Below are 26223 nucleotides of genomic sequence, written 5' to 3' on the forward strand. Positions count from 1 at the left end.
CGATACTTATTGACAGTAACTGTAAGAAAAACTAACAATACCGCATGTTACCGACCTCCTTAAATTCCCTTGCTACTTTCGAAGCTGCTGCGCGTCATAAAAGCTACTCGCTGGCGGCGGCTGAATTACATATTACGCATAGCGCGATCAGCCAACAAATGCGGCTACTCGAAGACGCAGTGGGTGTCGCTTTGTTTGAACGTAAAGGGCGGCAAATGCAATTGACGCCCGAAGGCACGCAATTACTCAAACAGATACAGCCCGCATTGCGTCAAATCACCCGAGCCTTGGCGCAAGTGCAAACAGAAAAACGCGTACCTGCGATACGTGTTGCGACTTTGCAGTCGTTTGCCACGTTTTGGTTATTGCCTCGTCTGGGTAAATTCCAGGCTGCGCACCCCGATTTAGCGATCCACATACAAGCAGCTATAGGTTTGGTGAATTTGGATAAAACCAAAACCGATATCGCCATTCGTTTCGGCTTAGGGAAGTGGGACGATTACGATGCGGAGAAATTGCTTGATGATCAGTTATATCCAGTTTGCAGTCCTGATTTTAATGCAGGGCGTTTTCCAGCGAGTCCAAAGCAGTTATGTAACTACAGAATTTTATGTGTAGAAAATGGTCGTGAATGGCAAAACTGGAGCCAGGTTGCGGGCATAGACATCGCTAGTTTCAAGCATGAGACTCATCATAGCGACAGTAACTTAATGCTGACGGCAGCTAAAGCAGGGCAGGGTATTGCGGTAGCTCGACATAGTTTGGTCGCAGGTGAAATCGCGGCAGGTAATTTGGTGCGTCTATTTGATGTTATTGCGCAATCAGACTATAGCTATTATTTGGTAACGCCAAAAGGCTTGCAAAAGAACGCCGCATTGCAAGCGTTTGAATTGTGGTTGCAGAAAGAAGCGCAAGCTTTTTTAGCGACATGAGAATTACGCCAATGCACGGCATTGACACTATAGAGTGTCAGGCGGAGGCGCTGAATAAACTACCAATAGAAGTGCTACCTTGAATATTCACCGCGACCAATTTTAAAAAAGATTGTAGATTTTCCGAACTTGGATCGCCGCCACTTTTCTTTATCAGCGCATTGAATGTTTCTTGTAGCTTGTCCAAACCAGACACGTCGCTTTTGCCATTGTCGAGTTGGGTAATCAGTTTTTGTATGCTGTTTTGTAGCTTGTAGGAGCTGCTCGACGGATCTAATTCTATTCCCGTCACCTTGTTAGCATTGGCGTTATCTGAACTTAATCCCGGCAGAGTGGAAAATAAGCTTGAGGTGAAATCGGCACCAGCCTGTTGCCCCTCTTCAGTGGAAAAAAAGGAACTAATATCTTTAGATGAATTGATCTGGCTGAGTACCTGACGCACTACCGCATTTAATTCACTGTTGTTTCCGCTCTGAACTGGGTCAAGCTCCTTATCTGAACTTGTTTTGCTTGCGCTCGATGAAGTCGTCGCGTAAGCACTGTTTAAGTCTCTGATAGCTTGATAATTGCTGCTATTGAGTGAAATGATGGCCATGATCAATATCCTTACGAAATCAGTCGGCATATTCGGTTAGCCTATGAGTGGCATGATCGGCTAAATCGCCACAAAATGAAATACCAATTTGCCCATATTTTAAGCAGTTTTTCGCCAATTCTGTACAAATGCGCACAACGCAGCAAGATCATTCAATTTTAGTCATAATGTCGCCACGCTATGTTGCGTATGCATGATTTAATCTAGGAGATCTAAAGTGATGAAATCCCGTTTCAGCTTAGGTGCCGGTACTTTGGCACTCACACTATTATCCGCCACTATCGCTACATTCGGAACTGTGCCTGCTTACGCGGATGCACCTATGGCGAAGACCGCAGCACCTGGTTACTATCGCGTAATGCTAGGTGATTTTGAAGTCACCGCTTTGTCAGATGGCACGGTTGCTCTACCAATAGATAAGTTGCTCACCAATACTACGCCAGAAAAAACCCTCAAATCGCTGCAAAAATATCATTTGAGTACGCCAGTGCAAACTTCAGTGAATGGCTACTTAATTAATACCGGTAGCAAATTGGTACTCATCGATACAGGTGCCGCTGGTTTATTTGGACCCACACTAGGACGACTGGCGAACAGTTTGAAAGCGGCGGGCTATAGCCCAGAACAAGTGGATGAAATCTATATTACTCACATGCACGGTGACCATGTTGGTGGATTGATGATGGGCGATCAGATGGCATTTCCCAATGCCATTGTGCGCGCGGATAAACACGATGCCGATTTTTGGCTAAGTCAGGCCAATCTAGATAAAGCGCCAGCCGATGCAAAAGGTAGTTTTCAAGGCGCAATGGCTTCACTTAACCCTTATGTGAAAGCCGGCAAATTCAAATGGTTTGATGGTGATACCGAGTTGGTGCCAGGTATAAAAGCGCTCGCTGCGCGCGGCCATACGCCCGGTCATAGTATCTACTTGGTAGAAAGCAAGGGACAAAAATTAATGCTTTGGGGCGACTTGATGCACGTCGCGGCGGTTCAATTTGAAAACCCGTCGGTTACTATTGGTTTTGACAGTGATAGCAAAGCAGCCATGGCGCAGCGCCAAAAAGCCTATGCAGAAGCTGCCAAACAAGGATATATGGTCGGTGCAACACATTTGTCATTTCCTGGTTTAGGCTATATCCGCACTGAAGGCAAAGGATATGCTTGGATGCCGATCAATTATGTCCCAGTCAAGTGATTGTTGGATGATTCTCGTCCGTTAGCAACATAAGAAAAAAGGAAGTCGGCGCTCGCGCAGCTTCCTTTTTTTACGATGCATAAGGCGGATTGTTAATGAAAATTACTTTTGTTGTTTTTGATTTTGTCGTTTCATGATTTTTTGAGTTCTTATATCTATGTCGCCATTTACCATTCGACCAATCCAAGCTGCTGATAATGCCGCTATAGCTCAAGTAATTCGTTCGGTTTTAATCGAGATGGAGGTTCCCAAAGTAGGTTCGGCTTACGCTGATCCTTCACTCGATCATTTGTATCAGCATTACCAAAATGATCGCGGTGTTTATTTGGTGGTGGAGCAAGAAGGTGAACTGATTGCGGGTGGCGGGATCGGTAGTTTACCTGGCGAAGATGCCTCTATTTGCGAGCTACAAAAAATGTACATGCTACCAAGCGCACGAGGTCTAGGCATAGGCCAAGCATTGATACAAGCCTGTATCGCCGCTGCTGAAAAACTGGGCTATCGTCAATGCTACCTTGAGACCATGCCAAATATGTTAGCAGCACAAAATTTGTATAAGAAAATGGGCTTTGAGTATGTGTGTCATCCTATGGGAAATACGGGGCACACTGCATGTCCAGTTTGGATGCTTTTGAAATTCTGAAAGTGCGAGAGGTGATCGTTATACCAACCAGGGTTGGGCTGACAAGCCCAGTATTCAATCGTAAAAAGTGCGACCAGTATTTTTCCTTAATCCATCTAGCTCATACTAGGCAACATGTGGCGATAAGTAACAGTCGCTTGTGATATTCCGCACTACGTCGCCACCACATCGCCAAACCAAATGCGATGGCAAAGCTCAGCTTATCGTTGAGCGAGATGCTAAAGAATACAGGGTTGGTGCTGCGCCCTAGGCTGTGATGCGATTGATTCATGGTGATTTCGGTGCCTATCCCGATTAGAGGTAGTGTAGTGCCGAGCGCACATCCGAATAGACCCAGTTGCCGGTGTACTCGCACATTCGCCATTCTCACCAAACTCGCTTGAACACACAGCAACAAAACCCAGCCCGCAGCGACAGCGGCGTAGAGATACAAAATAAGGGGAAGGCGATGCGCGGGGTAAATTATTCGCTCGCCTAAGTTCGGAATAAAGCCGACCCCAACGATCATCGCGATGAGTAGAGACATCCATAAATAGAAATAGGCGCCGAATAGTTTTTGCATTTATGTTTGCTCGTTTAGTGTTCTAACTTAGTTTGAATGAGCGCACCATCACGGCTGAAACTATCGACAGTAAATGACATGCCATGCTAACTAGGTCAGCTATACATCTGATTCTCGAAAGGATGCACTAGCGCTCTTGTTGCTATTTGCTTCCACACCAGACGGGAATAAAATTAAGAAATACTAGGTGTTTTGTGTAGTAAAATTTGTATTTTAGCTGAAGCTAGCCAAGTCGTTCACTTTTTAGAAAATTTTATGCGATCTAGATACCGTTATCATTGCTTAGCTTGGCTTAATGGAATTATTTTCTTGTGCCTAGTATCTGCATGTAGCACAAAGTCAAACACAGACTACGAAAAGAAGTTGAATCAAATTGATTTTGCCCATCCAGTAGAGCTTGAGTTTCAATTGATCAGCAAGAAAGCGATGGATGCGACTAAGTTGTGCAAAATCGAGAGCAAGCACGTGTTTGAATGCAAGATTCAAGCTTCATTTTCATCTAAGGAGGGGGAGCGCGGAGAGACTAGTATGAAAACCAAGGGGATATTCTCCCGCGAAGAGTTAGAAGATCTGATTACGTTCATGCAGAAAAAATTCCAAGCAGAAGCTGGATTTAGTTATTCGTTCGGGCAGCAGATTGGTTCCAATAAATGGAAAGTGAAATATCGGTGATGATAAATCTGTGTATGTCTGCAGATTTAAGCCGAACTAGTCGCACAATGATGTAGGTGTTCATAAAGACAGTCTTGCCTCTTCTTGAATTTATCGCTTTGACGGTTTTGCTCCAAGCATTGTCAAGCGCAATGCTTTTTTTCCTTCCCATAGACACTATTTTTATAATTTCGTATCGACCTGATGCTTTTTAAAATACCACAGCATCAGCGGTATCTCGATCACACCATAACTAATCAAGGTAAACCAAAACCAATTAACGTCCGCAATAAGTAGGTTAAATTGGTATGGGCTTTCCCAAAAATGATAGCCCACGATGGCGAGTGCAATACTGGACGTGAGCGTGTCATAGGCGGCAATCTTATGAATTTGATTGCCTGCTAAGGTGGGATACACAGAAAGATAAGCGAGCAAAACGATAACTACATTGAGACCGAGAACGGCAAGTTCGGGAGAGGGCATAAATAAAGGAATAAAAGGATTTTTGGATGATCACATCTTAGCGCAATGTCCGAACCAAGTGATCGATATTCCGTTGCTTAGGGCCGTGCAAAGTGTTGGGGCTAAAAGTGCGGCATTTGGCGTATGTGTTGTCAAATAGTGAGGCTGTAGATGCGAAAGACTAGTTAGCCAGAAAAGCAAAAAGCCTCTTGATTTCTCAAGAGGCTTAAATACTGTTGGTGCCGAGAGCCGGAATCGAACCGGCACGCCTTGCGGCGCCAGATTTTGAGTCTGGTGCGTCTACCAATTCCGCCATCTCGGCAACGCATGAACAGAATTATGACAGGGTGCTCCGATTTTTGCAAGCACTTGGCTTAATTTGCTGTTATATTTTATGGTTTCGCTCTTCGAAAGTGCTGGTTTGCTTAATTCTTCAGCAAAGTCCATATTTTCACTTTCCTACTGTTTTTATTTTTTCTCAATCTTGCGATATAGGGTAAAGAATTCATCTTTATCTGCCGCACGTTGGCCTTCCCAAATCATTTCCCAATTACCGGGAAAATCTTTATCTACTGGACCTTTGACTTTGCCTTGGAAGCGTCGATTTCCTTGGGTCAGTAATAGATCACAATTTTGCTCATTAAAGCCAGCGAAGTGCGCGCCGCTGAAATAGGCGAAGGACGCACGTTGTGAGGGCCCCAGTTTGCTGTCGATGCAGCGATATGGCGCACTGATTTTTTGAGTCATTTCTTGTGCTACTATGGAATAGCTGACGCGGTGATTGACTAGTGGGAGCCATAAAGACATCAGTAAGAACCAGCATAAAATCACGCCGCCACTGGAAAGGACGACGGCGCGCCATAATACTGACGGCTGACGCGAGATGCGCCAATAGACAATGCGGAACCAAATGATGCTAACGGCCAAAGCAATGACGAAGGTGAAAGCGTTAAACGTTGGTGTGAAGCCAGGTGCCCAGCTTAAAACTTTAGTGCTGGTTCTGAGCGGCCATCCGGTTTGCGCCGCTACCCAACCAAACCAAGATAAGCCAGCTGCTCCTGTCATTACCATCACGGCGAACCAGTCAACCGCATTGATCGCACTGCGCTTCATAGTGGGCAATCCAAATGCGGCGAGAATAGCTAATGGCGGCAATAAAGGAAGCAAGTAGCCTTCTTCATGGGTGCGATTGAGTAGCGCTAAGACCGTGAAGCAGATCAAAAATCCTAGTGGTAAGGAAATATGTAGGGCGCGTTCTTGTTTGCGCCAAGCGTAGATGGCCCATGCCGCGAAGGGCCATGCCGGCCACGCAAACCAAATTCCGTAGCCAAGGAAGTGTTTGAAATTGTCAAAAATTGGGAAGCCGATTTGACGATAATTCCAATCCATCCAACCCTCGAATGGAGAGCTGTCATAGGGTTGAATTTGCTGTAATCCAAAAATCCAAGCGCCAGTAACGATTAAGGCAATAGGTAAGCTGATCGTGAGCAGGGCGGTGTACACGCCTTGTCTGCGATATGCGCACAAACTGAGTAGTGTGATAAATAAACCGAGTGGCAGTACCCAACCTCGGGTGAGTATGAGTAAGCCTAAAATGAGACCTAGTTTGATTGCGGTGCTTTTCTTTGCCTGATCAAAAAAACGTATGCAGAGGTAGAGTGTGTAAGCAATGAGCGCAATATATAAAGGACCGGTACTGGTCGTATGGCTTGGCAATAATAGTCCTAGGCAGCCTAGGTAAATGAGTAAGGCGCCATCCGCTAAGGTACGACCAAAATCGTTGGGCTCTGGTTGTCCGCCAAATGCTAATTTCAGAGGTTGCGCTTCTTGTCGTCGGCCTAGTAAGAAGGTGGAATACCAAACTGAAATTGAGCCAATTAAAAATGCGACGCCAGTCGAAACTCGTGCTGCCATCGGGTCGCCAATTAGGCCGCCGAATAATTTAATGCAAAGTGCACCTAGCCAAAATGCGAGTGGACCTTCTTCTGGCATAGGCAGACCGACGATATGTGGCCACAGCCAATCATGTAAGTTACCATGCGCCATCGTCCACATGACGCCAAAGCTGGCAGCATCAATGCCTTTCCAAGGATCGCGACCGATTAGTCCGGGTAGTATATAGAGTAGGCAGAGCGCGAAAATGCTCCAGCGTGGTAGGGCGATAGTGGCAGCAGCAGGCAGGCGGACTGGTTTCATAGATCTTTTCGATAGAGAAATGAACGCTTCGTTACTCCGCTCCTAGGTCAGTGCGCGTTAATTCAGCATGCTGTCTGACAAAGAGAAGTAGAGGAATGTTGATGACGTTTAGTGTAAAACTTGATGATACAAAAAAGGCAGCCTGAGCTGCCTTTTTTTACCGCTGATCTGACTTTGTCGCATATTAGTAATATCCGACAAAATGGGTCATATCGCAAATTATTGGTTAGAAATTGCTGTCTTAGAACCAACAGTACCGAATTTCTTACGGAATTTATCAACGCGACCTGCTGTATCAACGATTTTGTGCTTACCAGTGTAGAAAGGATGGGATTCCGCAGAAACCTCGATCTTAACTAATGGGTAAGTTGCGCCTTCGAATTCGATTGTGTCACGTGTGCTAATAGTAGAACGTGTGATGAATTTGAAATCGTTGGATACATCGTGGAACAATACTTCACGATAATTTGGGTGGATGCCGTCTTTCATGCTTGCCTCAAAAATAGTTTGGTAGCCAATACGCACTTCGGCGGTCGTCTTGCTTCGTGACCCGATTGTGTATCACTTGCCTGGGTTTTAAATCAGTTTAAATGTTCTTAGCGTTAAGCTAAGCCGCGCATTATACAATAAGGGGAAAATATAAGCACAATAAAATTGTACAATTGCAGTAAGAGTGAGGACGTCTAGCGTGCTGATTTCGTCTGTTATCTTACTATTTTTGCCAGAATTAATTCCTTTGATAGCTGCAGTCTGCTAAATGGCGTTAAGCTGGCTCGATACTGAAAATATAAAAAATTTAAAAATGAGGGTGGGACATGCCTACAAGTATGCAAGTTGGAATGAGTACGGTATTGCATGTGGTTGAAGTTATTGGCGTATTTGTATTTGCTGGGTCGGGCTTGGTGGAGGCTCGACGTAAAAAAATGGATCTCGTCGGTGTATTTACTGTGGCGTTTATCACTGCTTTTGGTGGTGGTACGGTGAGAGATATCTTGTTGGACCGACGACCTTTATTTTGGATAGAAAATTATGAATATCCGACCTTGGTATTTATTTTTTGTTTGTTGGTGTCGCCGTTTTTTCGGCAATTGCGCCAGGTCGTTACTGAGAAAGTGATACTGTACGCGGATGCATTTGGCTTAGGGCTATTTAGTATTGGCGGCACGTCGCTGGCCTATGACATGCACATGCCTTTATTTGTTTGCGTAATGATGGGCGTAATTACTGGTATTTTTGGGGGCGTGCTGCGCGACGTTATCTGTAATGAAATTCCCATGGTATTTCGTCGCGGCCAGTTGTACGCTAGTTGTGCATTTCTCGGATCTTGGGCTTATTTATTACTGGCTTTGTTGGGCGTGGCAGAGTTGAGTGCGGTACTTTCTGGTATTGCGCTGACTGTGGTGCTAAGATTGTTGGCAGTCCGTTTTGATTTGAAGCTGCCTGGCTAGCTTCCTTTTGATTTCTTTGATCAAGAAAATAACTGCTAGCCAGTGTTCAAAAATTTGCTTTCAAAACGATTTAGTCTTTCTTCAAGGGTGGTCGGGTTACTAAGCCTGCTATTAATACGTCTATCATCGTTTCTGCGCTGGCTGATAGATCATAGGCGCTGGGATCAATCAGCCATTCGTGCACTAGGCCGACTAAGAAGGCATGATTAATCTGAACTGCAATCGCAATATCGGTATTGAGCGGTAATTCACCTTTGGCAACTGCCGCTTTGAAAATTTCTGCAATTTGGTCTATGCATTCTGCGCGACTTTCGCGCTCTTGAATAAATGATTGCATCTCTGCGGTTTTTTCGCAGCGATGAAAAATAATATCAAATACTTTGGTTTGACGTGGATTGATCGTTACCTGACGCAGGAAGTGCAAATTCAAGCGACGGATGGCAGCGAGCGGCTCATCAATTGAACTACCGGTGATTTCGTTTAACAATGTTTCCATTGGTAAAAATGCTCGGTCACATAGTGCGTGAAAGAGTTCTTTTTTGTCCTTAAAATGCCAATAAATCGCGCCCCTAGTCATGCCAGCTGCACAAGCAACATCGTTTAAAGTTGTTTTAGACACGCCTTTTTTGCAAAAAACCTGTTCCGCTGCATTGAGCAGGGCTTCATAAGTCTGTTGGGTGTCTTCTTTGGTCTTTCTGACCATGATGAAAGCTCCTTATAGGTCCAGTGAATACGTCATCATCACGTTATTATTTTTAATTATATTGGACAAATTTATTGAATCAAAACTATACAAACATCCGTGTATGTATATAATAGCACACTGCAATTATCATTTAAAGAGGGAATTCATGAGCAAGATCAACAACAAACTATTGACAAGTAATCGTCATTCTTCGGCTTTTCCGTTTAAATTCAATAAGTTGGCTTTGGTGCTTGCTTTGAGTTTACCATTTTTGGGTTTGACTGCCTGCGGTAAAAAGGATGGCGCTGGTGGTGCGGGTATGGGCGCGATGCCACCACCAGAGGTGAATGTCATTACTTTACAAGCGCGTAATTTGCCAGTTGATTTCGAATATGTAGGACAAACAGCAGGCATACGTGAAACTGAAGTTCGTGCTCGCATCAGCGGTATCGTTGAGCAACGTGTGTATGAAGAGGGTACCAAGGTTAAAGCCGGTCAGGTGTTATTTCAAATTGATCCAGGCGCGTATCAAACACAATTAGCTTCTGCAGAAGCTGCTTTGGGCGTGAGCGAAGCTAAACTGAATCAGGCAAAACGTGAATATGCACGTTTAGCGCCGTTGGCAACCGAAAAAGCAATCAGTCAGCGTGAATATGACGACGCAAAATCTGCGTTGGAAATGGCTGAAGCAAGCTATAAACAGGTGCGCGCACAAGTCAATGAAGCGAAATTGAATTTGGGTTACACCAAAGTGGTGGCACCGATTGCTGGCGTGACAGGTGTTGCAACGAAACCGAATGGTAGCTTAGTGACGCCTTCAGATAGCTTGCTGACAACTATCGTGCAAACTGATCCTATGTATGTCAATTTTAGCGTCAGTGAAGCGGATTACTTAAAACTGAATGCCGATTTGGCGAGCGGTAAATTGCAGTTACCAGGCAAACGCGCAGGCAATGGCAGTATGGATTTTGAAGTCCGAGTTAAATTGGCGGATGGTTCTATTTTCCCGACTGCGGGCAAGATGAATTTCTTGAGCGAAAAGGTCAATACGACGACGGGCGGTTTTGATGCTCGTGCTCAAATCGCTAATCCGGATGGTGCTTTACGTCCTGGTCAATTCGTACGTGTCATGTTGCAAGGCGGTACGCGTAAGGATGCATTGTCGGTGCCGCAACGCGCTGTAATCGATAGCCCTATGGGCAAGATGGTATTTGGTGTGTCGCCTGATAATAAGCTGATACCTCGTCCGGTTGAATTGGATGGCTGGTCACGTGGTGATTGGGTTGTTACTAAAGGCCTTCAATCCGGTGAACGCGTTTTGGTTGATGGCTTTATCAAAGCACATGATCCAGGCATGACGGTGAAACCAGTAGCCATTGATACTAAAGCGCCAGCTGGCACGTCAGCAGCAGCGCCAGCTCCGGCAGCTTCAGCACCAGCCGCTAGTGCAAAATCCGCAGCGCATTAATTTTGCGGATTGTTTCGGAATTAGATTTATTAGGTTCAGTTGGCTTAGTAGGTTTAGCCCACTCAGTTAGTTCCGACATTTTCTGCAATTAGTGTTAGCCCAACAGGTTTTAAGGATAAATAATGTTTTCCAAATTTTTTATTAATCGACCGATCTTCGCGACCGTAGTGTCTCTGATTATCGTGATCGCCGGTTTAGCTGCCTTGCGCATCTTACCGATTTCGCGCTATCCCGAAATTTCCCCCCCTGTGGTGAACGTGGTGGCTTTTTATCCAGGTGCTTCCGCTGAAGTGCTGGAACGTACCGTAGCGGCACCGATTGAAGAACAAATCAATGGTGTTGAGCACATGTTGTACATGGACTCGGTTTCCTCAGCCGACGGTCGCGTTTCAATTAACGTGACTTTCGAAGTTGGTACGGATCTCGATATTGCTGCGGTTAACGTCAACAATCGCGTGCGACAAGCGGAAGCGAAATTGCCGCAAGAAGTTCGACGTCAAGGTGTGACGGTAGCGAAGAGCTCCTCAAACTTTTTAGTCGTTGCGGCGATCTACTCTGAAGACAATCGTTACGATAGTTTGTACTTGTCGAACTACGTAACGCAGAACGTCTTGGACGCGATTAAGCGTATTCCAGGAACCACCAATGTGCAGGTATTTGGTGCCAAAGACTATGCGATGCGTATCTGGATGCGTCCTGATCGTATGGCGCAACTGGGCGTGACAGTCAACGATATAGCAGCCGCCGTCGGTGAGCAAAATGCCCAATATGCAGCAGGTAAAATTGGTGCACCACCGAATAATACGGAAGAGTTAACCATGACAGTGACGGCTAAAGGTCGTTTGCTGGAGCCATCTGAATTTGCCAACATCATCGTTAAATCCGCTAAAGGTGGTAGCACCATACGTTTGAGTGATGTCGCACGAGTTGAGCTAGGTTCTAAAGATTACAATTTGTATGGGCGTATTAATGGTCATCCATCTGCGAACATCGGTATCTTCTTGCAGACCGGTGCGAATGCTTTAGATACACGGAAAGCCGTTGAAAAAACTTTCGAAGAATTAAAAACAAAATTCCCAGAAGGTATGACCTATGCGACGCCGTATGACACGACACCTTTCGTTACAGAATCAATCTACGAAGTATTGAAAACCTTGGCCGAAGCGATGGTCTTGGTGTTCGTCGTGGTCTATTTATTCTTGCAAAGCTGGCGCGCGACTATCATTCCAACTTTGGCGGTTCCGGTGTCTTTGATCGGTACCATGGCTGGTTTGCATATGCTCGGTTATAGCATCAATACTTTGACCTTGTTCGGTATGGTGTTAGCGATTGGTATTGTGGTTGACGATGCGATTGTGGTGTTGGAAAACGTTGAACGTTTAATGAATGAAGAAGGCATGTCGCCCAAGGAAGCTGCGATTGAGGCGATGCATGAAGTGACAGGTCCGGTGATCGCTATTGTATTGGTATTGGTTGCCGCTTTCGGTCCTATCGCATTCTTGGGTGGCTTGGCAGGTGAGTTGTATCGTCAGTTCTCGGTGACGATTTCTATCGCCGTTATTTTGTCCGGTATCGTTGCTTTGACTTTGACGCCAGCGTTGTGTGCGATTCTGTTGAAACCAGGTGCGGAAAACCATAATCGTTTCTTTGATTGGTTTAATCATGCGTTTGCCCATTTGACCAAGCGTTATACCGCGGGTGTGACTTTCTTCTTGAAGCGTGCGGTGTTGGGCGTGAGTTTGTTTGTTGGTATGATCGCTTTAGCTGGTTTGCTGTGGAAAACAGTACCTGGTGGTTTGGTACCGGATGAAGATCAGGGGTATTTCATTGGTGCTGCGATTTTGCCAGAAGGTGCCTCTTTAGAGCGTACCAATATGATGGTAAAACAAATGGAAACCGCACTCGAATCGAACAAAGATATCGATACACGTTTCGCATTGATCGGTCTCGATTTCTTAGGCGGTGGCGGTTTGAAATCATCTGCTGCGACCATGTTCTTCCCCTTGCGTCCTTGGGAAGAGCGTACTAAATCTGCTAAAGATTTGGTCGGTGAATCGTTTATGCGTACAGGCGCCATCAAAGAAGGCTTACCGTTGTTCTTTAGTCCGCCAGCCATTCAAGGTTTGGGGCAAACTGGTGGCTTTGAATTCTATTTGCAAAACAAAGGCGAAGGCGGTGTGAAACGCTTGGCAGGTTTATTGCCAGCCTTGATCGCAGAAGCTAATAAACAACCAGAATTAGCCGGCGTGAAGACCTTGTGGCAAGCTAATTCTCCGCAATTGTTTGTCGACGTTGATAATGAAAAAGCGCGTTCCATGGGCGTAGTTTTATCCGATGTCTACAATACTTTAGCGGCGACTTTGGGTAGCTACTATGTGAATGACTTTAACAAAAATGGTCGTGTCTATACCGTGCAGCTGCAAGCGGAAGGGCAGTATCGTGCTAAGCCTGAAGACATTGGTAATTTGTATGTACGTTCGACTAGCGGCCAAATGATTCCTATCCGTGCCTTTACGACGACTAAGTTCATAACAGGTCCTGATTCTGTCCAACGTTTTAATGCCTTACCTGCGATTAAACTTTTGGGTGATGCGAAACCAGGTTTCAGCTCTGGACAGGCTATCGCTGCTATGGAGAGAGCTGCTAAAGCTGTCTTGCCAGCAGACGTAACTTACGATTGGGGTGGTGCATCCTTCCAAGAGAAACGTAGTAGTAATGCTGCTGGCTTGGCTTTGGGCGCCGGCGTCTTAATGATCTTTTTGATTCTGGCTGCGCAATATGAAAAATGGTCTTTGCCATTCTCAGTATTGTTGGCGATGCCGTTTGGTATTTTCGGTGCCTTGTTGGCCGTCTATTTGCGTCACTTTAATAATGACGTGTACTTCCAAATCGGTCTCGTCACCTTGCTCGGTTTATCCGCGAAGAATGCGATTTTGATTGTTGAATTTGCGGTGATGAAAGTGCATGAAGGATATGCGCCCGTGGCGGCGGCATTAGAAGCAGCACGCTTACGTTTCCGTCCTATTTTGATGACTTCGTTGGCGTTCATTTTAGGTGTGGTGCCATTGGCTTTCTCTAGTGGTGCTGGTGCTGCTGCACGTCAATCTTTGGGAACCGGTGTGTTAGGCGGCATGATCGCAGCAACATTCTTGGCTATCTTCTTGGTACCTTTGTTCTTCAAGTTGATTTATGACCGTCGTTTCAAAACATTAGATACTGACTTCGATCATCCTGAGCACAAGTATGCGAATGACCCATTTGAAAATCCGTTTAGAAAAGTTGAAGCTACGGATACAGTTAAAGAAAATAATGAGGTGAAATCATGAAATTAGGGAAGATTTTTCCTCGCTCAACGACTTTGAAGTTGTTGCCATTAGCCTTGAGTTTAAGCTTAGCGGGATGTATTTCCGTGGGGCCTGATTATCAGCGCCCACAGTTGGAGTTGCCACAGCAAGTTGCGACGCAAACTGCAAAACAAGCTGAACTAAAAAACTGGTGGAAAAGCTTGCAAGATCCAGTTTTGAATCAATTGGTTGATGAAGCGCTCAAGCAAAATCAAGACTTACTGGTCGCGACAGCTCGTATCGATGAAGCCAAAGCAACCGCCGGTGTTGCGTTGGCCAATCGTTTTCCAACCGTCGATGCGACTTTGGCAGCGAGCCGTTCTCGTACTAGTGAGAATTCGGGCAAGTTGCCATCGAATGCAAATCCGATTGCGAAGGATTATCAGTTTGGTTTAAGTGCCGCGTATGAGTTAGATTTGTTTGGCAAATTGAGTCGTGCTGATGAAGCGGCGAAAGCACGTTTGGTGGCGAGCCAAGCGAATCGCGACACTGTGCATTTGAGTTTGGTTGCAAATGTTGCGCAGACTTATTTCTCTCTGCGTGCCTTCGATGCGCAGCTGGCATTTGCAGAAACGACTTTGAAGAGCCGTCAAGAGTATTTGGCTTTGCAACGCAAACGTCACGTAGCCGGTTCGATTAGCGATATTGAATTGCATGTTGCTGAGTCAGAATTGGCCGCAGGTGAAATCAATTTTACTCAAGCGAAACAAGCCTTGAGTAATGTGGAATCCGCGCTCGCTGTTTTATTAGGACGTTCACCAAAACAAGTGATGAATCCAGATATCGCACGTGGTTTAACGATACAACAATTGGTGCAAAATTTACCAAATGCGGCTGAGTTACCATCGGATTTGTTAGCCCGTCGTCCTGATGTTGCGGCAGCAGAGCAGGGCTTGGTTGCTGCCAATGCTGACGTCGGTCAAGCAAAAGCTGCGTACTTTCCAAGTCTGCGTTTAACCACTTCTGTAGGACGTGAGTCTCGCGTATTAGAAGATTTGTTTAGTCCTGCATCTCTGTTGTGGAACGTCGCGTCCAGCTTAGTGCAACCGGTGTTCCGCGCGGGAGCAGTAGGCGCGGTAGTCGATGGTGCAGAAGCGCGCAAACGTCAAGCTTTGGGGCAATATGTACAAACCGTACAAAACGCCTTCCGCGATGTGCATGACAGTTTAAACAATGCTGCGAGTAATGCCGAAATTGATGCATCAACACAAACTCGTTTAACGGCAGTTCGTGAAACGTATCGCTTATCGAATCTGCGCTATCAAAGTGGTTACAGTGCCTATGTTGAAGTCCTGAATGCGCAAAGAGATTTGATGCAGGCAGAGATTGCTGCGATCGATAGTCAACGTGCGAAGCTGAGTTCTGGTGTGGCTTTGTATAAGGCTGTTGGTGGTGGTTGGGGACAGTAGTCGTTTTGTTGAGTTAAGTTTTATGGAAGCCGGACTGTAAAAAGTTCGGCTTTTTTTGTGCTTGTGATTTTTTAGGCTGGGCTGCGAAGCTCAGCATATTGTATAAATTTTGAAGTAACCCAGTGGTTTGCAACGTCGTGTTGTAGTGAGGTAGATGGGTAGCGATGTGATTGTTCGGTTACATCTAAACTTCCGTGGTAAATGGTTTAAGGCTAATTTTGATGTTTACAGGTCGGTGGTAGACCGACAGCTAGTTACCTTTTTTGCTTCGCCAAAAAAGGTAACTCAAAAAAGGCGACCACGCTGCCACTGGCCTTCGGCTTCCCAATTGTGCGGGACAAAAAATGGGAAAGCCTTGAAACTCGCTACGCTCAAACACAAGGCTTTCTTTATCCATTTTCTGTCCTGCACAATTGGCAGTGTCAGAAGTGGGTAAAGGTCAAAATCAAACCAAAAGCAAAATCAAAATCAAAATCAACAACCTAGAACGGCTAGCCCGTAGGCTGGCGCTGCTAAGCCCAGCATTATTCGATAGTCGCAACTGTTGTTGGACTTCGCTTTGCTCAGCGCCAACCTACCGATAGGTTTGCTGGCAGCGCAAAAGCAAATTCAAAACCAAGGGTTACGATGGTTAGAAAAAAATACCCAACCATTGAGGCTGCTTGTTTTGGTGTTGCTGTTGTTTTTGACTTTGCTTTTGACTTTGACCTACCCCGTTCGAGACGATGTAATTTGTGCCTCACAGAAAATGGATAAGAAAGTGTTGTGTTTGAGCGCAGCGAGTTTCAACACTTTCCCATTTTTTGTGAGACACAAATTATGCTGAAGCGAAGCGTAAGCACCCGAAGGGCGAGTCTACGGTCGCCTTTTTTGGATCACCTTTTTTGGCGAAGCAAAAAAGGTGATTGGCTGTCGGGCCACACCCGACCTGTGAAGGTTGATTCTTTGGGAAAATGGAATAGAAGGATAATGATTTGAATGCTTAGGGAAATCTAAACTTGTTGAAGATCAAAAGCCACTTCAAAACCAAACTCCAAACCAACGGATTTACGATTGTCGCTAGAAAAACAAAAAAGCCGAACAAAAGTTCGGCTTTTTTGAAGACGACACAATCTGTGAATATTAATTATCCACCACGACGCATCATTTCAAAAAACTCCGCGTTGTTCTTAGTCGCCTTCATCTTATCCAAGATGAATTCCATCGCCTCAATCTCATCCATGCCGTACAAGAGCTTACGCAAGATCCAGATTTTTTGTAGTTGATCAGGCTTGATCAACAACTCTTCGCGACGTGTGCCGGACTTGTTCAGGTTGATTGCTGGGTAAGTACGTTTCTCTGCCAAACGACGTTCCAAATGCACTTCCATATTACCTGTGCCTTTGAATTCTTCGTAGATCACGTCATCCATACGGCTACCGGTTTCGATCAAGGCAGTGGCGATAATCGTTAAGGAGCCACCTTCTTCTACATTACGTGCTGCACCGAAGAAGCGTTTTGGGCGTTGCAATGCGTTGGCATCGACACCACCTGTTAAGACTTTGCCGGAAGCTGGGATCACTGTGTTGTAGGCACGAGCTAGGCGGGTGATGGAATCTAACAAAATCACCACATCTTTTTTCATTTCGACTAAGCGCTTGGCTTTTTCTAAAACCATTTCAGCCACTTGTACGTGGCGTGTTGCTGGTTCGTCGAAAGTTGATGCGACCACTTCGCCACGTACCGAACGTTGCATTTCGGTGACTTCTTCTGGGCGTTCGTCGATCAACAAAACGATCATGGTGACGTCTGGATGATTGGTCGTGATGGCATGCGCAACGTGCTGCAACATGACAGATTTACCCGACTTGGGGGAGGCAACTAATAAACCGCGTTGACCTTTACCGATAGGCGCGATCAAGTCGATGATACGACCTGTCGTGTTCTCTTCGCCACGCATGTCGCGCTCTAATTGTAAGAGTTTGTTTGGGTGCAGCGGGGTTAAGTTTTCAAACAGAATACGATGTTTGGACATCTCTGGCGCTTCGCCGTTGACCTTGTCCACTTTGACCAAGGCGAAGTAACGTTCGCCATCTTTGGGTGTTCTGACTTCACCTTCAATCGAGTCGCCGGTGTGCAAATTGAAACGGCGGATCTGTGAAGGGGAGATATAAATATCGTCGGTGGATGCCATGTAACTGGCATCAGGCGAGCGCAAAAAGCCAAAACCATCTGGTAAGACTTCGAGTGCGCCATCGCCAAAAATTTGTTCGCCGCCTTTGGCGCGCTTTTTCAAGATCGCGAACATCAATTCTTGCTTACGCATACGCGCAGCGTTATCGATATCGAGACCAATGGCCATTTCTAACAGTGCGGAGACGTGTAAGGCCTTTAATTCAGATAAATGCATGTTGTGAGTGTCCCGAGATGGGAGTGTGTGGTGGGGGAGTGAACAGAAGTGAAAAAATGAACTACTGGATGATTAGAAAACTGCAGAGCGGGTTTGATTCCGGTCGCTACTTATATTGGGTTTGCTACTTTAATTTGAGTATATTGTAAGACTTAATTCAGACGATGTAAAAATTTTCTTGTAACATCGTCTGAAATAATAATCTACAGCAGGATAGTAACTTAAATATTGCTATCAATAAAGGCCGTTAATTGACCTTTTGCCAGCGCGCCAACCTTTTGTGCGGCGGCTTCACCGTTTTTGAACAAAATCAAGGTTGGAATGCCGCGAATGCCGAATTTTGCTGGTACGGCTTGATTCGCATCGACGTCCATTTTAGCGATTGTGATTTTACCGCCATATTCTTTGGCAACTTCTTCTAAAATTGGTGCAATCATCTTACAAGGACCGCACCATTCAGCCCAAAAGTCTACCAAGACTGGTTTGTCAGATTTTAATACATCGGCTTCGAAGGATGCATCGCTTACATAAATGATATTGTCGCTCATAGAATTCTCGTTATTCTGGTTAATCTGTAAAAGGGTGGGTGTTGAATAAATTAAATCAGGGATTAAACTTTGGGGTATTTCCGCCTATTTCAAGTGCGCCTTTTTGTCATTTCTATCGGGCGAGAACACTTTCACGAATTATTGCGGCGTTAACAGTAATAAATACACTAATAAACACAGTGATAAATAATACCCTATTTTTAAAAAGGTGGCTTATTTACTGATTTTTCCTCATTCTCACAGCATTTTCTAGTGGTGCTCGCATAAAATGCTTGATCAGATTTTAACCGCAACACGGCGAAGCTTACTTTGCACTCACTTCGCACTGATAAATCCTTACTATTAAATTCAATCGCAATCAATGGCAATCATTACTCGACTCATCCCCGTTTCTGCACAGTTTTGGAATCACGTTGCCTGTGAATTTATACAAGCACGCCGTCAAGCGCAAATGCCTGTCGATTTATTTGCGAGCTTGGAGGCAACGCAGAGTAATGATTTTTCTGATGTGAGAGTGGTTGTACCGACTTTTGAACATGCGCATTTATTGTTGCGCGCTTTAAGTCAGGAGTTAGATGGCCATTTTATTCCTCCTCGCATACAAACGATGTTCGCCTGGCTCGGTATGCAAGCACCGCACAGTGTGGCTGCGACTGCGAATAGTGAACGCTTGATGCGTTTATATTCTGAATTGCGACAGCATGCGTGGTTAAAGAAATTATTCGGCGCGAAACGCAATACCGATTTATTGCCACTGGCTCAAACTTTGTTGACCTTGTCAGATGAGTTGACCCAGATTTGGTTACCCAAGGTACTGGACAGCCGATACAAGATTCATGCTGAGAATATGCGCGATACTTGGCATGAGGCGCTGGCACAATTGCCATTACCTGTGCATGAAATCGTTTCAGATGAAACTCAATTGGTATGGGCCTTATGGCAAGGTCAGCTAGACCAGCATGATAAAACGGTACAAGAGTTTCAGCACATGATGCGGCTTGCGCAGAATGCTAGTACGGAGTTGTTTTGGATTGCACCGACCTTGCCGAACGCCTTGGAAGAGGCGTTCCTGACTATGTATCAGCAGCGTAAGCAAGTCCATTTGTACAGTATTGATTGGCAGGCAGCCGCCGTGCCTGAAGCCATGCGTTTAGCTTGGCACGATCTATGTTCATCAGAGGTCATTGACGCTAAATCGATGTCCCCAGTAACATTTGATTGGCAACGCTTGCGTCTGTGTGAGCTGCATAGTTTGGAACAAGAAGCGGAGCAGGCTGCACAAATGATCGTGCAATGGCTACAAGCTGGGAAACAAAAAATTGCTGTGATCGCGCAAGATCGAGTGGTGTCGCGGCGCTTACGTGCTTTGTTAGAGCGAGCCAATGTGATCGTTGCGGATGAAACCGGTTGGAAACTTTCTACCACGCGCGCGGCAGCCGCTTTGGCCGCTTGGTTTGAAATGCTGGCAACGCGCGCCGATACCATCGCTCTATTGGATTTTCTGAAATCCCCGTTTTTGCCTTGCCAACTGGAATCGATAGATTCCGCTGATCTCGCTTTATCAGAATCTGTTGATAAAGCCGATCTCATTATGGAGATCGAGCTGGCTTTGCGTCGCAATAATGTGGTCGGTGGTTGGGATGCGGTTCTGTCCACGTTGGAACGCCAACCCCAGGCACGTCCGTGGGTGGCAACGATTGCGCGACTGGCTCACAGTTATGTCAGCAGCGCTAGTGCTGCACGCCGTAGTTTGAAGGATTGGACCGCGATTAGTCTGCAAAGTTTTGATGAGTTGGGTATGCAAGACTTGTTGCAACAAGATGTGGCTGGTGCACAGGTGTTGCAGATGTTGCAGACCTTGGGTTCTGATTGTCATAGTTTAGATACGCATTTTAGTTTTTCTGAATGGCGTGCTTTCATTAATCTACAAATGGAAGCAACCCCGTTTAAATTAGAACAAGTCGATCAACGCGTGGTGATGCTGCCTTTAAACGGTGCGCGGTTGCGTCATTTTGATGCCGTCTATCTGATCGGTGGCGATGCTAAGCATTTACCTTCGAAAGCGCAGGAAACGCTGTTTTTTACCAATGCGGTTCGGCGCGAATGTGGTTTGGTGACACGCGAGGAAAGACAGTTGCAACAGCAAAGAGATTTTGCTGAACTCATTTTGTCGAATACCGAAGTGGTTTTGTCGTGGCAGTCGCAAATTAATGGCGAACTGAACGCGGTTAGTCCCTGGATTGAACAAGTAAATTTATCTTTGGCGCGCCAAAATCTGGCGATGCTTAGCAATGATATTTTGCCTTTGTCAGAACATCGTTTGCGAACGCAGATCAATTTACAACCAAAGCCAAGTGCCGCGGCTTTAATGCCGACTACTTTATCGGCGAGTGGTTTGAGTAGTTTGATTGCCTGTCCTTATCAATTTTTCGCAGGGCGCATGTTGAAGCTGGCGGCGATTGATGAATTGTCGGATATGCCTGAAAAACGTGACTACGGTGATTGGCTGCACGCCATTTTGAAGTTCTATCATGATCAACTAAAGAAGGATCAGCTCGCTTTGACTGCGGATCGTGTTGGTTTGTTGCAGGCGATTTCAGATACTTGGTTTAACCGTGTGTTGAAACATAGCCCAGCCGCTCTAGGTTACAGCGTGCGCTGGCGTAAAGTGATTCCTGCTTATGTGGAATGGGCCAATCAGCATGAGGCCGATGGTTGGCAATTTGCTTTTGGTGAAGTGTGGGCGGAAGCGCAATTGCAATGGGATGATGGTCAAATTAAATTGCGGGGAAGAGTTGATCGTATTGATGAGCGCCAGTTAGAGAATGGCGAAGTTGAACGCGCGGTACTTGATTACAAAACGAAAACGAAGAGTTCACTTAAAACACGTTTGAAATATTTTGACGATCATCAGCTGGCTTTTTACGGTCTATTGCAACCGGTGATTGAACCAACGACGGACGAAGATACATCTACGGACGAGCTTACTACGCTATTGTTAGATGCACCGGATACCGCAAGTTATGTTGCCCTAGAATTAGAACGTGAAAAAACAGGTGCTGTCGAGGCGCAAGAATACAAGGTATGGAAATTTGAATTGGAACAAGCGATACGAAACAATATGCAAGCGATACAGCATGGTGCCGCTTTGCCAGCGCAAGGGGTGGAAAGTGTTTGTCAATACTGTGATGTGCGTGGTCTGTGTCGTAAAGGAGCGTGGTAATGAATTCGCTCTCACTCTCCCAAGCTAATGCAGCACAGGCGTATGAACTCAATGGACATGCAGTAGACGCTGCGCAATTTACGGCGACAGCCTGCGATCCACATCGCTCAGTCGTGGTGGAAGCCTGTGCAGGCAGCGGTAAAACCTGGTTGTTGGTGGCTAGGATGTTGCGCCTGTTATTGGATGGCGCAGAACCCGCAGAATTATTAGCGATCACCTTTACTCGCAAAGCCGCGCAGGAGATGCGTCATCGATTGATGGAATTGTTGGCGGAATTAGCGTTGGCGAATGATGCTGACGCTTCGACTATTCTGCGCGAACGCGGTGTGCTGGAGCAAGATCTATCGACTTGTTTGCCACGCTCCCGTAGGCTGTATGAAAATTTATTGAGTAATCCGCAAGGCTTGTCTATGGATACCTTTCATAGCTGGTTCGGACGTTTATTGCAATTAGCGCCTTTAGCATCTGGCGTGCCCCATGGATTTACTTTACTTGAGGCGACTGGCAGTTTGCAGCGTGAAGCTTGGGGACAGTTAATGCTGCAAATCGGTATGCAGACGGCAACCGATGCGACAGCTAAGGATAGTGCTAAGGACATAGTCGATGGCGATGAGTCTGAACCTATCAGTATCAAACAGCAACTTTTGTACCTATATGAAGAGCTTGGTGATTTTAACGCTAAGGCGATGCTCGATGCTTTTATCGATAAGCGAGCTGAATGGTGGGCGGTGACGCAAAATCAATCGGCGCAAGCGCCGCTGCAATATTTGCTGGATTTGATGGGTGAAGATGCGCAATTCGACGCGCGCCTGCGCGTTTGGCAAGATCATGCGTTAATCGAACGCATACAACAAGTTGGTATTTGTTTAGGTAAGGGTAGCCCAGAAAATCAGAAGCGCGGCGTGGCGATTGAGACTGCTTTGACTGCGGCGCTGCAGGCACTAGAGCGAGGTGAGGCGGCCGATCTTGAGCATTTTGCAGCATTAACAAATGAGTTTTATGGTGCAGACGGCACCAATAGAAAGAATCGTAAAACCAAGGCTTTAAGTTTGGCAATTGCAGCATGGTTAGGCGCAGATAATGAAGATGCGTTTCACGATGAATGTAATGCCATCGCAGAAACGCTTAAGGTCTTGGAAAAGCGAAGTAAAGAAGCTTCCGTGTTGCGTTTAAATGAAGCCTTATTTGTGGTCGGCCAGACCTATCTGGACTGTTATCAAAGCTTAAAAGCGGAGCAGCGTGCGCTTGATTTTGCAGATCTAGAGTGGCAAGCCTATCGTCTCCTGAGTCATGATGAATTTGCGGCCTATTTGCATGGTCGTTTGGATGCGCGCTATAAGCATATTTTGCTAGACGAATTTCAAGATACCAACCCTTTGCAATGGAATATCATCAGTGCATGGCTCGATGCCTATGGTGCCGATGCAGCACGACCTACGGTGTTTATTGTGGGCGATCCTAAACAGTCGATTTATCGTTTCCGCCGGGCTGATCCGCGTGTCTTTGTCGCTGCGCGTGAGCTGCTGGCGGCGCAAGGGGCGGCAATTTTACGTACTAATCAAACGCGCAGAAATGCACCGATTATTGTCGACGTATTGAATCAGGCGATGATAGGTAATCCTATCTATTCTGCGCAAACGACTGCGGCGACGATGACAGGAACCGTATTACGCTTGCCTTTGATTCGCGGCTCTGAAAAGGAAGAAGATAGCTCAAGTAATCCTTTCCCTTTGCGCGATCCTTTGACTACGCCCGCCGAGGAGGAAGACGACCTTAGACGGTATCAAGAAGGACAACAATTAGCGCAAGCTTTATTGCAATTGCGCGCTGAGTTTCAATCGCCGGCTCAAAGTAGTTTGCGCTGGTCAGATGTGATGTTGTTAGTGCGCCGCCGTAGTAATCTGGCCCAGTACGAAAAAGCACTGCGTGAAGCGGGTATTCCCTTTGTCTCAAATCGTCGTGGTGGCTTGCTTTCCACATTAGAGATTGCGGATTTGATCGCCTTGCTGAACTTCTTGATCACGCCGGGTGATAATCGCGCACTAGCTCATATTTTGAAATCACCGATGTTTGGCGCTAGTGATGAGGATTTAATCGGCTTAGCGCAACGTAGCGAAACCTCGTGGTGGAAACGCCTACAAAGTCTTGTGAGAGAGACTGAAACCACAGCAGCGGCTTTGGTGCGCGCAGAACCTTTGCTGCAAATCTGGATGCAGGCTGCGCATGACTTACCCGTACACGATTTGCTAGATCGTATATTGCATCAAGGTGACTTAGTACAACGCTATGCACAAGCCGCACCCGCCACGAATCGTTCGCAGATCATCGGCAATATCACAGCGTTCACTGAATTGGCACTCAATATGGACGGTGGACGTTATCCTAGTCTGCCTAAATTTATTGCGGCTTTAAAAGAATTTGATAAAGGCGCAGAAAACGACGCACCAGATGAATCGAATATCGGTAGCGGTATCGACGCCGTGCGTATTTTGACGATACATAGTGCCAAAGGCTTAGAAGCTAAAGTAGTTGCTATGCTTGATGCTAACCATAGCGATGCTGCCAAAGATAATATGGGTATTTTGTGTGCGTGGCCTTTGCACGAAGGTGGCGAGAAACATTTTTCTGCCTTTGGTAAAAAAGATGAACGCGGTGCTGCACGCGACGACTTATTTAAAGCCGAAGATGAACAAGCCGAGCAAGAAAATTGGAACTTGCTGTATGTCGCCGTCACTCGGGCTAAGCAAGTTCTTATCGTGAGCGGCATCGCCAGTGATAAAGCCGCAGACAAAATGAGCGAGCATCCGGGCGTGCAGCAGGGTAGTTGGTATCAGCGATTTACGCATTTGGATGAAGCGGAGGTGATTGCACAAAACTCGAGTGATTCGAACGAGGCGCAAGAGTTTTTTACGCTTCCAATGTTTACGCCACCTGATTTGTCCTTACCCATGTCGGCGCCATCACCTACCCAGAGCGCAGAGCAAATTGAAGGCATTGCATTACACGCTTTAATGGAACGATTGACCGACATTGAAAATAATTCTTGGCCGATAAAAGTGCCGACAGCCGAAGTGATTTCTTCTTGGCTGCCATGTGCATTATCGGTGGCGAAGTTGGTGCGGGAGCAAGCGCTGGCGATTTTTAAAAATCCGCAACTACAGCAATTTTTTGATGCGCGCCAATTTGATTACGCCAGAAATGAAATGGATATCGTGTTTCAGCAACAAATTTTGCGCTTGGATAGGCTGGTTGTGTCGTCCGATACCGTATGGATTTTGGATTACAAACGTCAATTGTCTACGAACCAAGAACCTGCTTATCGAGCTCAATTGGCGATATATCAACAAGCCTTAAAAGCTATTTATCCTATGAAAACGATCAAAACTGCTTTGATTTTGGGTGATGGTCGTTTGGTGGAATTAACAGAGCAGGGATTAGTTGCCTAGTAGTAGTGTAAGCGCCGTGTTTGAGAATTCAGCGATAAAGCCAATGAACTAAGCAGCACAATTGTAGGGAAATACCCCTTATAATTAAAAACATTTTGCTTTCGAAGCTGATCTTGCTTTGACCCGCCTTAATTAATTTTTGTAATCTATTTTTTTGTACTATTTGCCAAGAATTTGCCAACATGATTTCTGAATTTGAACTACTCGCTGAAAAGGTGAACCGCTTAGCAGAGCTGGCCCAAACCCTGCGTTTGGAAAATGCAGCGCTGCGTCGTACAGCAGTTGATCTCGCTTCTGAAAATAAAGAGCTGCGTGAGCGCGTGCAAGAGGCGCACGGACGAGTGGAAGCTATTCTTGCGCAATTACCAGCTGATGATATGAAGGATGTAGCATGAGTGAAGCTAAAGCGATACAAATTGATGTCAACATCATGGGACAAACGTATAAGTTGTCATGTAAAGAAGGTGAAGACCGTGCCTTGCAACAGGCTGCATCTTATCTTGATGAAAAGATGTCCAGTATTCGTGATGCATCCAAAGTAAAAGGCACTGACAGGATTGCAGTCATGGCCGCATTAAGTATGGCGATCGATCTGCTTGCAACCAAAGCGCACGATGGACCACTCTCAGGTTTAAGCATAGGTGAAGTGAAACAAAAAATTGTGGCGATGAGCGATACGATTGATCAGGCACTAACTCCACAAGAGAATCTATTTTAAGCGTGCGTTTTATTGTTTAATTCAATCAAAAAATCAAAAAAATTTTGTGAAATTTTGCTGATGAAGCGATAAATAAGGAGTAAACTACGCTCTCCTGCCGTGTTCGCCAGTGCCATATATTCCTTGAACCATTTATGTGCATAGGCTGTGGAAATTGTTCAATGGCGTGAGCGTCGCTTATGTCCGATGAACCCGATTTGAACTGACCATGGCCGACTTGAACCGCCGGGTTCAGGATGCCGGCATAGCGGCACTGGTGGGAACTTAATTCATTTGTAGAAAAAAGCACTTATCAAATTTGATAAG

General features: G+C 45.8%; 20 protein-coding genes, 1 tRNA gene and 1 other RNA gene. 13 read left to right on the plus strand and 9 right to left on the minus strand.

The window, feature by feature from the left end; all coding sequences use genetic code 11:
* Positions 1-44: 44 nt before the first annotated feature.
* The gene (gcvA, locus tag ACFFJH_RS00345; RefSeq protein ID WP_390209277.1) at positions 45-932 is read left to right on the plus strand and encodes a transcriptional regulator GcvA; all 888 of its coding nucleotides are present in this window, start codon (positions 45-47) and stop codon (positions 930-932) included.
* Between the two features lie 37 nt (positions 933-969).
* Here gcvA and ACFFJH_RS00350 read toward each other — a convergent pair whose 3' ends face one another.
* Positions 970-1527 carry a hypothetical protein gene (locus tag ACFFJH_RS00350; protein WP_390209278.1) on the minus strand — a complete coding sequence of 186 codons (558 nt, stop codon included), beginning with the start codon at positions 1525-1527 and terminating at the stop codon, positions 970-972.
* Positions 1528-1747: 220 nt separating this feature from the next.
* Between ACFFJH_RS00350 and ACFFJH_RS00355 the strand changes: the two genes are divergently transcribed.
* A complete protein-coding gene (locus tag ACFFJH_RS00355) occupies positions 1748-2725 on the plus strand; it encodes an MBL fold metallo-hydrolase (protein ID WP_390209280.1) in 978 nt (325 codons plus the stop codon).
* Positions 2726-2882: 157 nt separating this feature from the next.
* Positions 2883-3368 (plus strand): GNAT family N-acetyltransferase, encoded by a 486-nt coding sequence (locus ACFFJH_RS00360; RefSeq protein WP_390209281.1) that lies wholly within the window; start codon positions 2883-2885, stop codon positions 3366-3368.
* 100 nt (positions 3369-3468) lie between these two features.
* Here the strand turns inward: ACFFJH_RS00360 and ACFFJH_RS00365 are convergent, their stop codons facing one another.
* Entirely contained in the window at positions 3469-3930 is a 462-nt protein-coding gene (locus ACFFJH_RS00365; RefSeq protein WP_390209283.1) for a hypothetical protein, read from the minus strand.
* Between the two features lie 363 nt (positions 3931-4293).
* Between ACFFJH_RS00365 and ACFFJH_RS00370 the strand changes: the two genes are divergently transcribed.
* Positions 4294-4602: a hypothetical protein gene (locus tag ACFFJH_RS00370; protein ID WP_390209284.1), complete on the plus strand. Its 309-nt coding sequence runs from the start codon at positions 4294-4296 to the stop codon at positions 4600-4602.
* 162 nt (positions 4603-4764) lie between these two features.
* Here ACFFJH_RS00370 and ACFFJH_RS00375 read toward each other — a convergent pair whose 3' ends face one another.
* The 4 genes from ACFFJH_RS00375 to ACFFJH_RS00390 form a co-directional block, all read right to left on the minus strand.
* Complete coding sequence (locus tag ACFFJH_RS00375; RefSeq protein ID WP_390209285.1) at positions 4765-5064, minus strand: hypothetical protein; 300 nt, start codon at positions 5062-5064, stop codon at positions 4765-4767.
* 216 nt (positions 5065-5280) lie between these two features.
* Positions 5281-5365 (minus strand) — tRNA-Leu (locus ACFFJH_RS00380).
* A gap of 146 nt (positions 5366-5511) precedes the next feature.
* Complete coding sequence (locus ACFFJH_RS00385; RefSeq protein WP_390209286.1) at positions 5512-7239, minus strand: ArnT family glycosyltransferase; 1728 nt, start codon at positions 7237-7239, stop codon at positions 5512-5514.
* Between the two features lie 219 nt (positions 7240-7458).
* Complete coding sequence (locus tag ACFFJH_RS00390) at positions 7459-7728, minus strand: type B 50S ribosomal protein L31 (RefSeq protein WP_390209287.1); 270 nt, start codon at positions 7726-7728, stop codon at positions 7459-7461.
* A gap of 326 nt (positions 7729-8054) precedes the next feature.
* Here ACFFJH_RS00390 and ACFFJH_RS00395 point away from each other — a divergent pair, with 326 nt between their 5' ends.
* The gene (locus ACFFJH_RS00395) at positions 8055-8687 is read left to right on the plus strand and encodes a trimeric intracellular cation channel family protein (protein WP_390209289.1); all 633 of its coding nucleotides are present in this window, start codon (positions 8055-8057) and stop codon (positions 8685-8687) included.
* Positions 8688-8757: 70 nt separating this feature from the next.
* On the opposite strand, the gene ACFFJH_RS00400 is transcribed toward ACFFJH_RS00395, so the two are convergent.
* Entirely contained in the window at positions 8758-9390 is a 633-nt protein-coding gene (locus tag ACFFJH_RS00400; protein ID WP_390209290.1) for a TetR family transcriptional regulator, read from the minus strand.
* Between the two features lie 148 nt (positions 9391-9538).
* Here ACFFJH_RS00400 and ACFFJH_RS00405 point away from each other — a divergent pair, with 148 nt between their 5' ends.
* The 3 genes from ACFFJH_RS00405 to ACFFJH_RS00415 all read left to right on the plus strand — a co-directional run bounded on the left by ACFFJH_RS00405 (position 9539) and on the right by ACFFJH_RS00415 (position 15593).
* Positions 9539-10840: an efflux RND transporter periplasmic adaptor subunit gene (locus ACFFJH_RS00405; RefSeq protein ID WP_390209291.1), complete on the plus strand. Its 1302-nt coding sequence runs from the start codon at positions 9539-9541 to the stop codon at positions 10838-10840.
* A gap of 122 nt (positions 10841-10962) precedes the next feature.
* Positions 10963-14166 (plus strand): efflux RND transporter permease subunit, encoded by a 3204-nt coding sequence (locus ACFFJH_RS00410; RefSeq protein ID WP_390209292.1) that lies wholly within the window; start codon positions 10963-10965, stop codon positions 14164-14166.
* Positions 14163-15593 carry an efflux transporter outer membrane subunit gene (locus tag ACFFJH_RS00415; RefSeq protein WP_390209293.1) on the plus strand — a complete coding sequence of 477 codons (1431 nt, stop codon included), beginning with the start codon at positions 14163-14165 and terminating at the stop codon, positions 15591-15593. The genes ACFFJH_RS00410 and ACFFJH_RS00415 overlap by 4 nt, the downstream gene beginning before the upstream one ends.
* A gap of 1126 nt (positions 15594-16719) precedes the next feature.
* Here the strand turns inward: ACFFJH_RS00415 and rho are convergent.
* Both rho and trxA read right to left on the minus strand, forming a co-directional pair.
* Positions 16720-17982: a transcription termination factor Rho gene (gene rho, locus ACFFJH_RS00420; protein ID WP_390209294.1), complete on the minus strand. Its 1263-nt coding sequence runs from the start codon at positions 17980-17982 to the stop codon at positions 16720-16722.
* A gap of 221 nt (positions 17983-18203) precedes the next feature.
* A complete protein-coding gene (gene trxA / locus ACFFJH_RS00425) occupies positions 18204-18530 on the minus strand; it encodes a thioredoxin TrxA (RefSeq protein WP_390209295.1) in 327 nt (108 codons plus the stop codon).
* 361 nt (positions 18531-18891) lie between these two features.
* Here trxA and ACFFJH_RS00430 point away from each other — a divergent pair, with 361 nt between their 5' ends.
* The 5 genes from ACFFJH_RS00430 to ssrS all read left to right on the plus strand — a co-directional run bounded on the left by ACFFJH_RS00430 (position 18892) and on the right by ssrS (position 26184).
* Positions 18892-21753: a PD-(D/E)XK nuclease family protein gene (locus tag ACFFJH_RS00430; protein WP_390209297.1), complete on the plus strand. Its 2862-nt coding sequence runs from the start codon at positions 18892-18894 to the stop codon at positions 21751-21753.
* A complete protein-coding gene (locus ACFFJH_RS00435; RefSeq protein WP_390209298.1) occupies positions 21753-25199 on the plus strand; it encodes a UvrD-helicase domain-containing protein in 3447 nt (1148 codons plus the stop codon). The genes ACFFJH_RS00430 and ACFFJH_RS00435 overlap by 1 nt, the downstream gene beginning before the upstream one ends.
* A gap of 182 nt (positions 25200-25381) precedes the next feature.
* On the plus strand, positions 25382-25594 hold the full coding sequence (locus ACFFJH_RS00440; protein WP_390209299.1) for a DUF904 domain-containing protein: 213 nt from the start codon (positions 25382-25384) through the stop codon (positions 25592-25594).
* Positions 25591-25917 (plus strand): cell division protein ZapA, encoded by a 327-nt coding sequence (locus ACFFJH_RS00445; RefSeq protein WP_390209300.1) that lies wholly within the window; start codon positions 25591-25593, stop codon positions 25915-25917. Before ACFFJH_RS00440 ends, ACFFJH_RS00445 begins: the two co-directional genes overlap by 4 nt.
* Before the next feature lie 88 nt (positions 25918-26005).
* Positions 26006-26184, plus strand: a non-coding RNA gene (gene ssrS, locus ACFFJH_RS00450) — 6S RNA.
* Positions 26185-26223: the final 39 nt, after the last annotated feature.

It is taken from the genome of Affinundibacterium danionis, assembly GCF_042432465.1.
GTDB classification, from domain to species: domain Bacteria; phylum Pseudomonadota; class Gammaproteobacteria; order Burkholderiales; family Burkholderiaceae_D; genus Undibacterium; species Undibacterium danionis.

Coding starts and splice junctions, on each gene's coding strand:
- gcvA (WP_390209277.1), top strand. CDS start 45: ATGTTACCGACCTCCTTAAATTCCCTTGCTACTTTCGAAGCTGCTGCG.
- ACFFJH_RS00350 (WP_390209278.1), bottom strand. CDS start 1,527: ATGGCCATCATTTCACTCAATAGCAGCAATTATCAAGCTATCAGAGAC.
- ACFFJH_RS00355 (WP_390209280.1), top strand. CDS start 1,748: ATGAAATCCCGTTTCAGCTTAGGTGCCGGTACTTTGGCACTCACACTA.
- ACFFJH_RS00360 (WP_390209281.1), top strand. CDS start 2,883: ATGTCGCCATTTACCATTCGACCAATCCAAGCTGCTGATAATGCCGCT.
- ACFFJH_RS00365 (WP_390209283.1), bottom strand. CDS start 3,930: ATGCAAAAACTATTCGGCGCCTATTTCTATTTATGGATGTCTCTACTC.
- ACFFJH_RS00375 (WP_390209285.1), bottom strand. CDS start 5,064: ATGCCCTCTCCCGAACTTGCCGTTCTCGGTCTCAATGTAGTTATCGTT.
- ACFFJH_RS00385 (WP_390209286.1), bottom strand. CDS start 7,239: ATGAAACCAGTCCGCCTGCCTGCTGCTGCCACTATCGCCCTACCACGC.
- ACFFJH_RS00390 (WP_390209287.1), bottom strand. CDS start 7,728: ATGAAAGACGGCATCCACCCAAATTATCGTGAAGTATTGTTCCACGAT.
- ACFFJH_RS00395 (WP_390209289.1), top strand. CDS start 8,055: ATGCCTACAAGTATGCAAGTTGGAATGAGTACGGTATTGCATGTGGTT.
- ACFFJH_RS00400 (WP_390209290.1), bottom strand. CDS start 9,390: ATGGTCAGAAAGACCAAAGAAGACACCCAACAGACTTATGAAGCCCTG.
- ACFFJH_RS00405 (WP_390209291.1), top strand. CDS start 9,539: ATGAGCAAGATCAACAACAAACTATTGACAAGTAATCGTCATTCTTCG.
- ACFFJH_RS00410 (WP_390209292.1), top strand. CDS start 10,963: ATGTTTTCCAAATTTTTTATTAATCGACCGATCTTCGCGACCGTAGTG.
- ACFFJH_RS00415 (WP_390209293.1), top strand. CDS start 14,163: ATGAAATTAGGGAAGATTTTTCCTCGCTCAACGACTTTGAAGTTGTTG.
- rho (WP_390209294.1), bottom strand. CDS start 17,982: ATGCATTTATCTGAATTAAAGGCCTTACACGTCTCCGCACTGTTAGAA.
- trxA (WP_390209295.1), bottom strand. CDS start 18,530: ATGAGCGACAATATCATTTATGTAAGCGATGCATCCTTCGAAGCCGAT.
- ACFFJH_RS00430 (WP_390209297.1), top strand. CDS start 18,892: ATGGCAATCATTACTCGACTCATCCCCGTTTCTGCACAGTTTTGGAAT.
- ACFFJH_RS00435 (WP_390209298.1), top strand. CDS start 21,753: ATGAATTCGCTCTCACTCTCCCAAGCTAATGCAGCACAGGCGTATGAA.
- ACFFJH_RS00440 (WP_390209299.1), top strand. CDS start 25,382: ATGATTTCTGAATTTGAACTACTCGCTGAAAAGGTGAACCGCTTAGCA.
- ACFFJH_RS00445 (WP_390209300.1), top strand. CDS start 25,591: ATGAGTGAAGCTAAAGCGATACAAATTGATGTCAACATCATGGGACAA.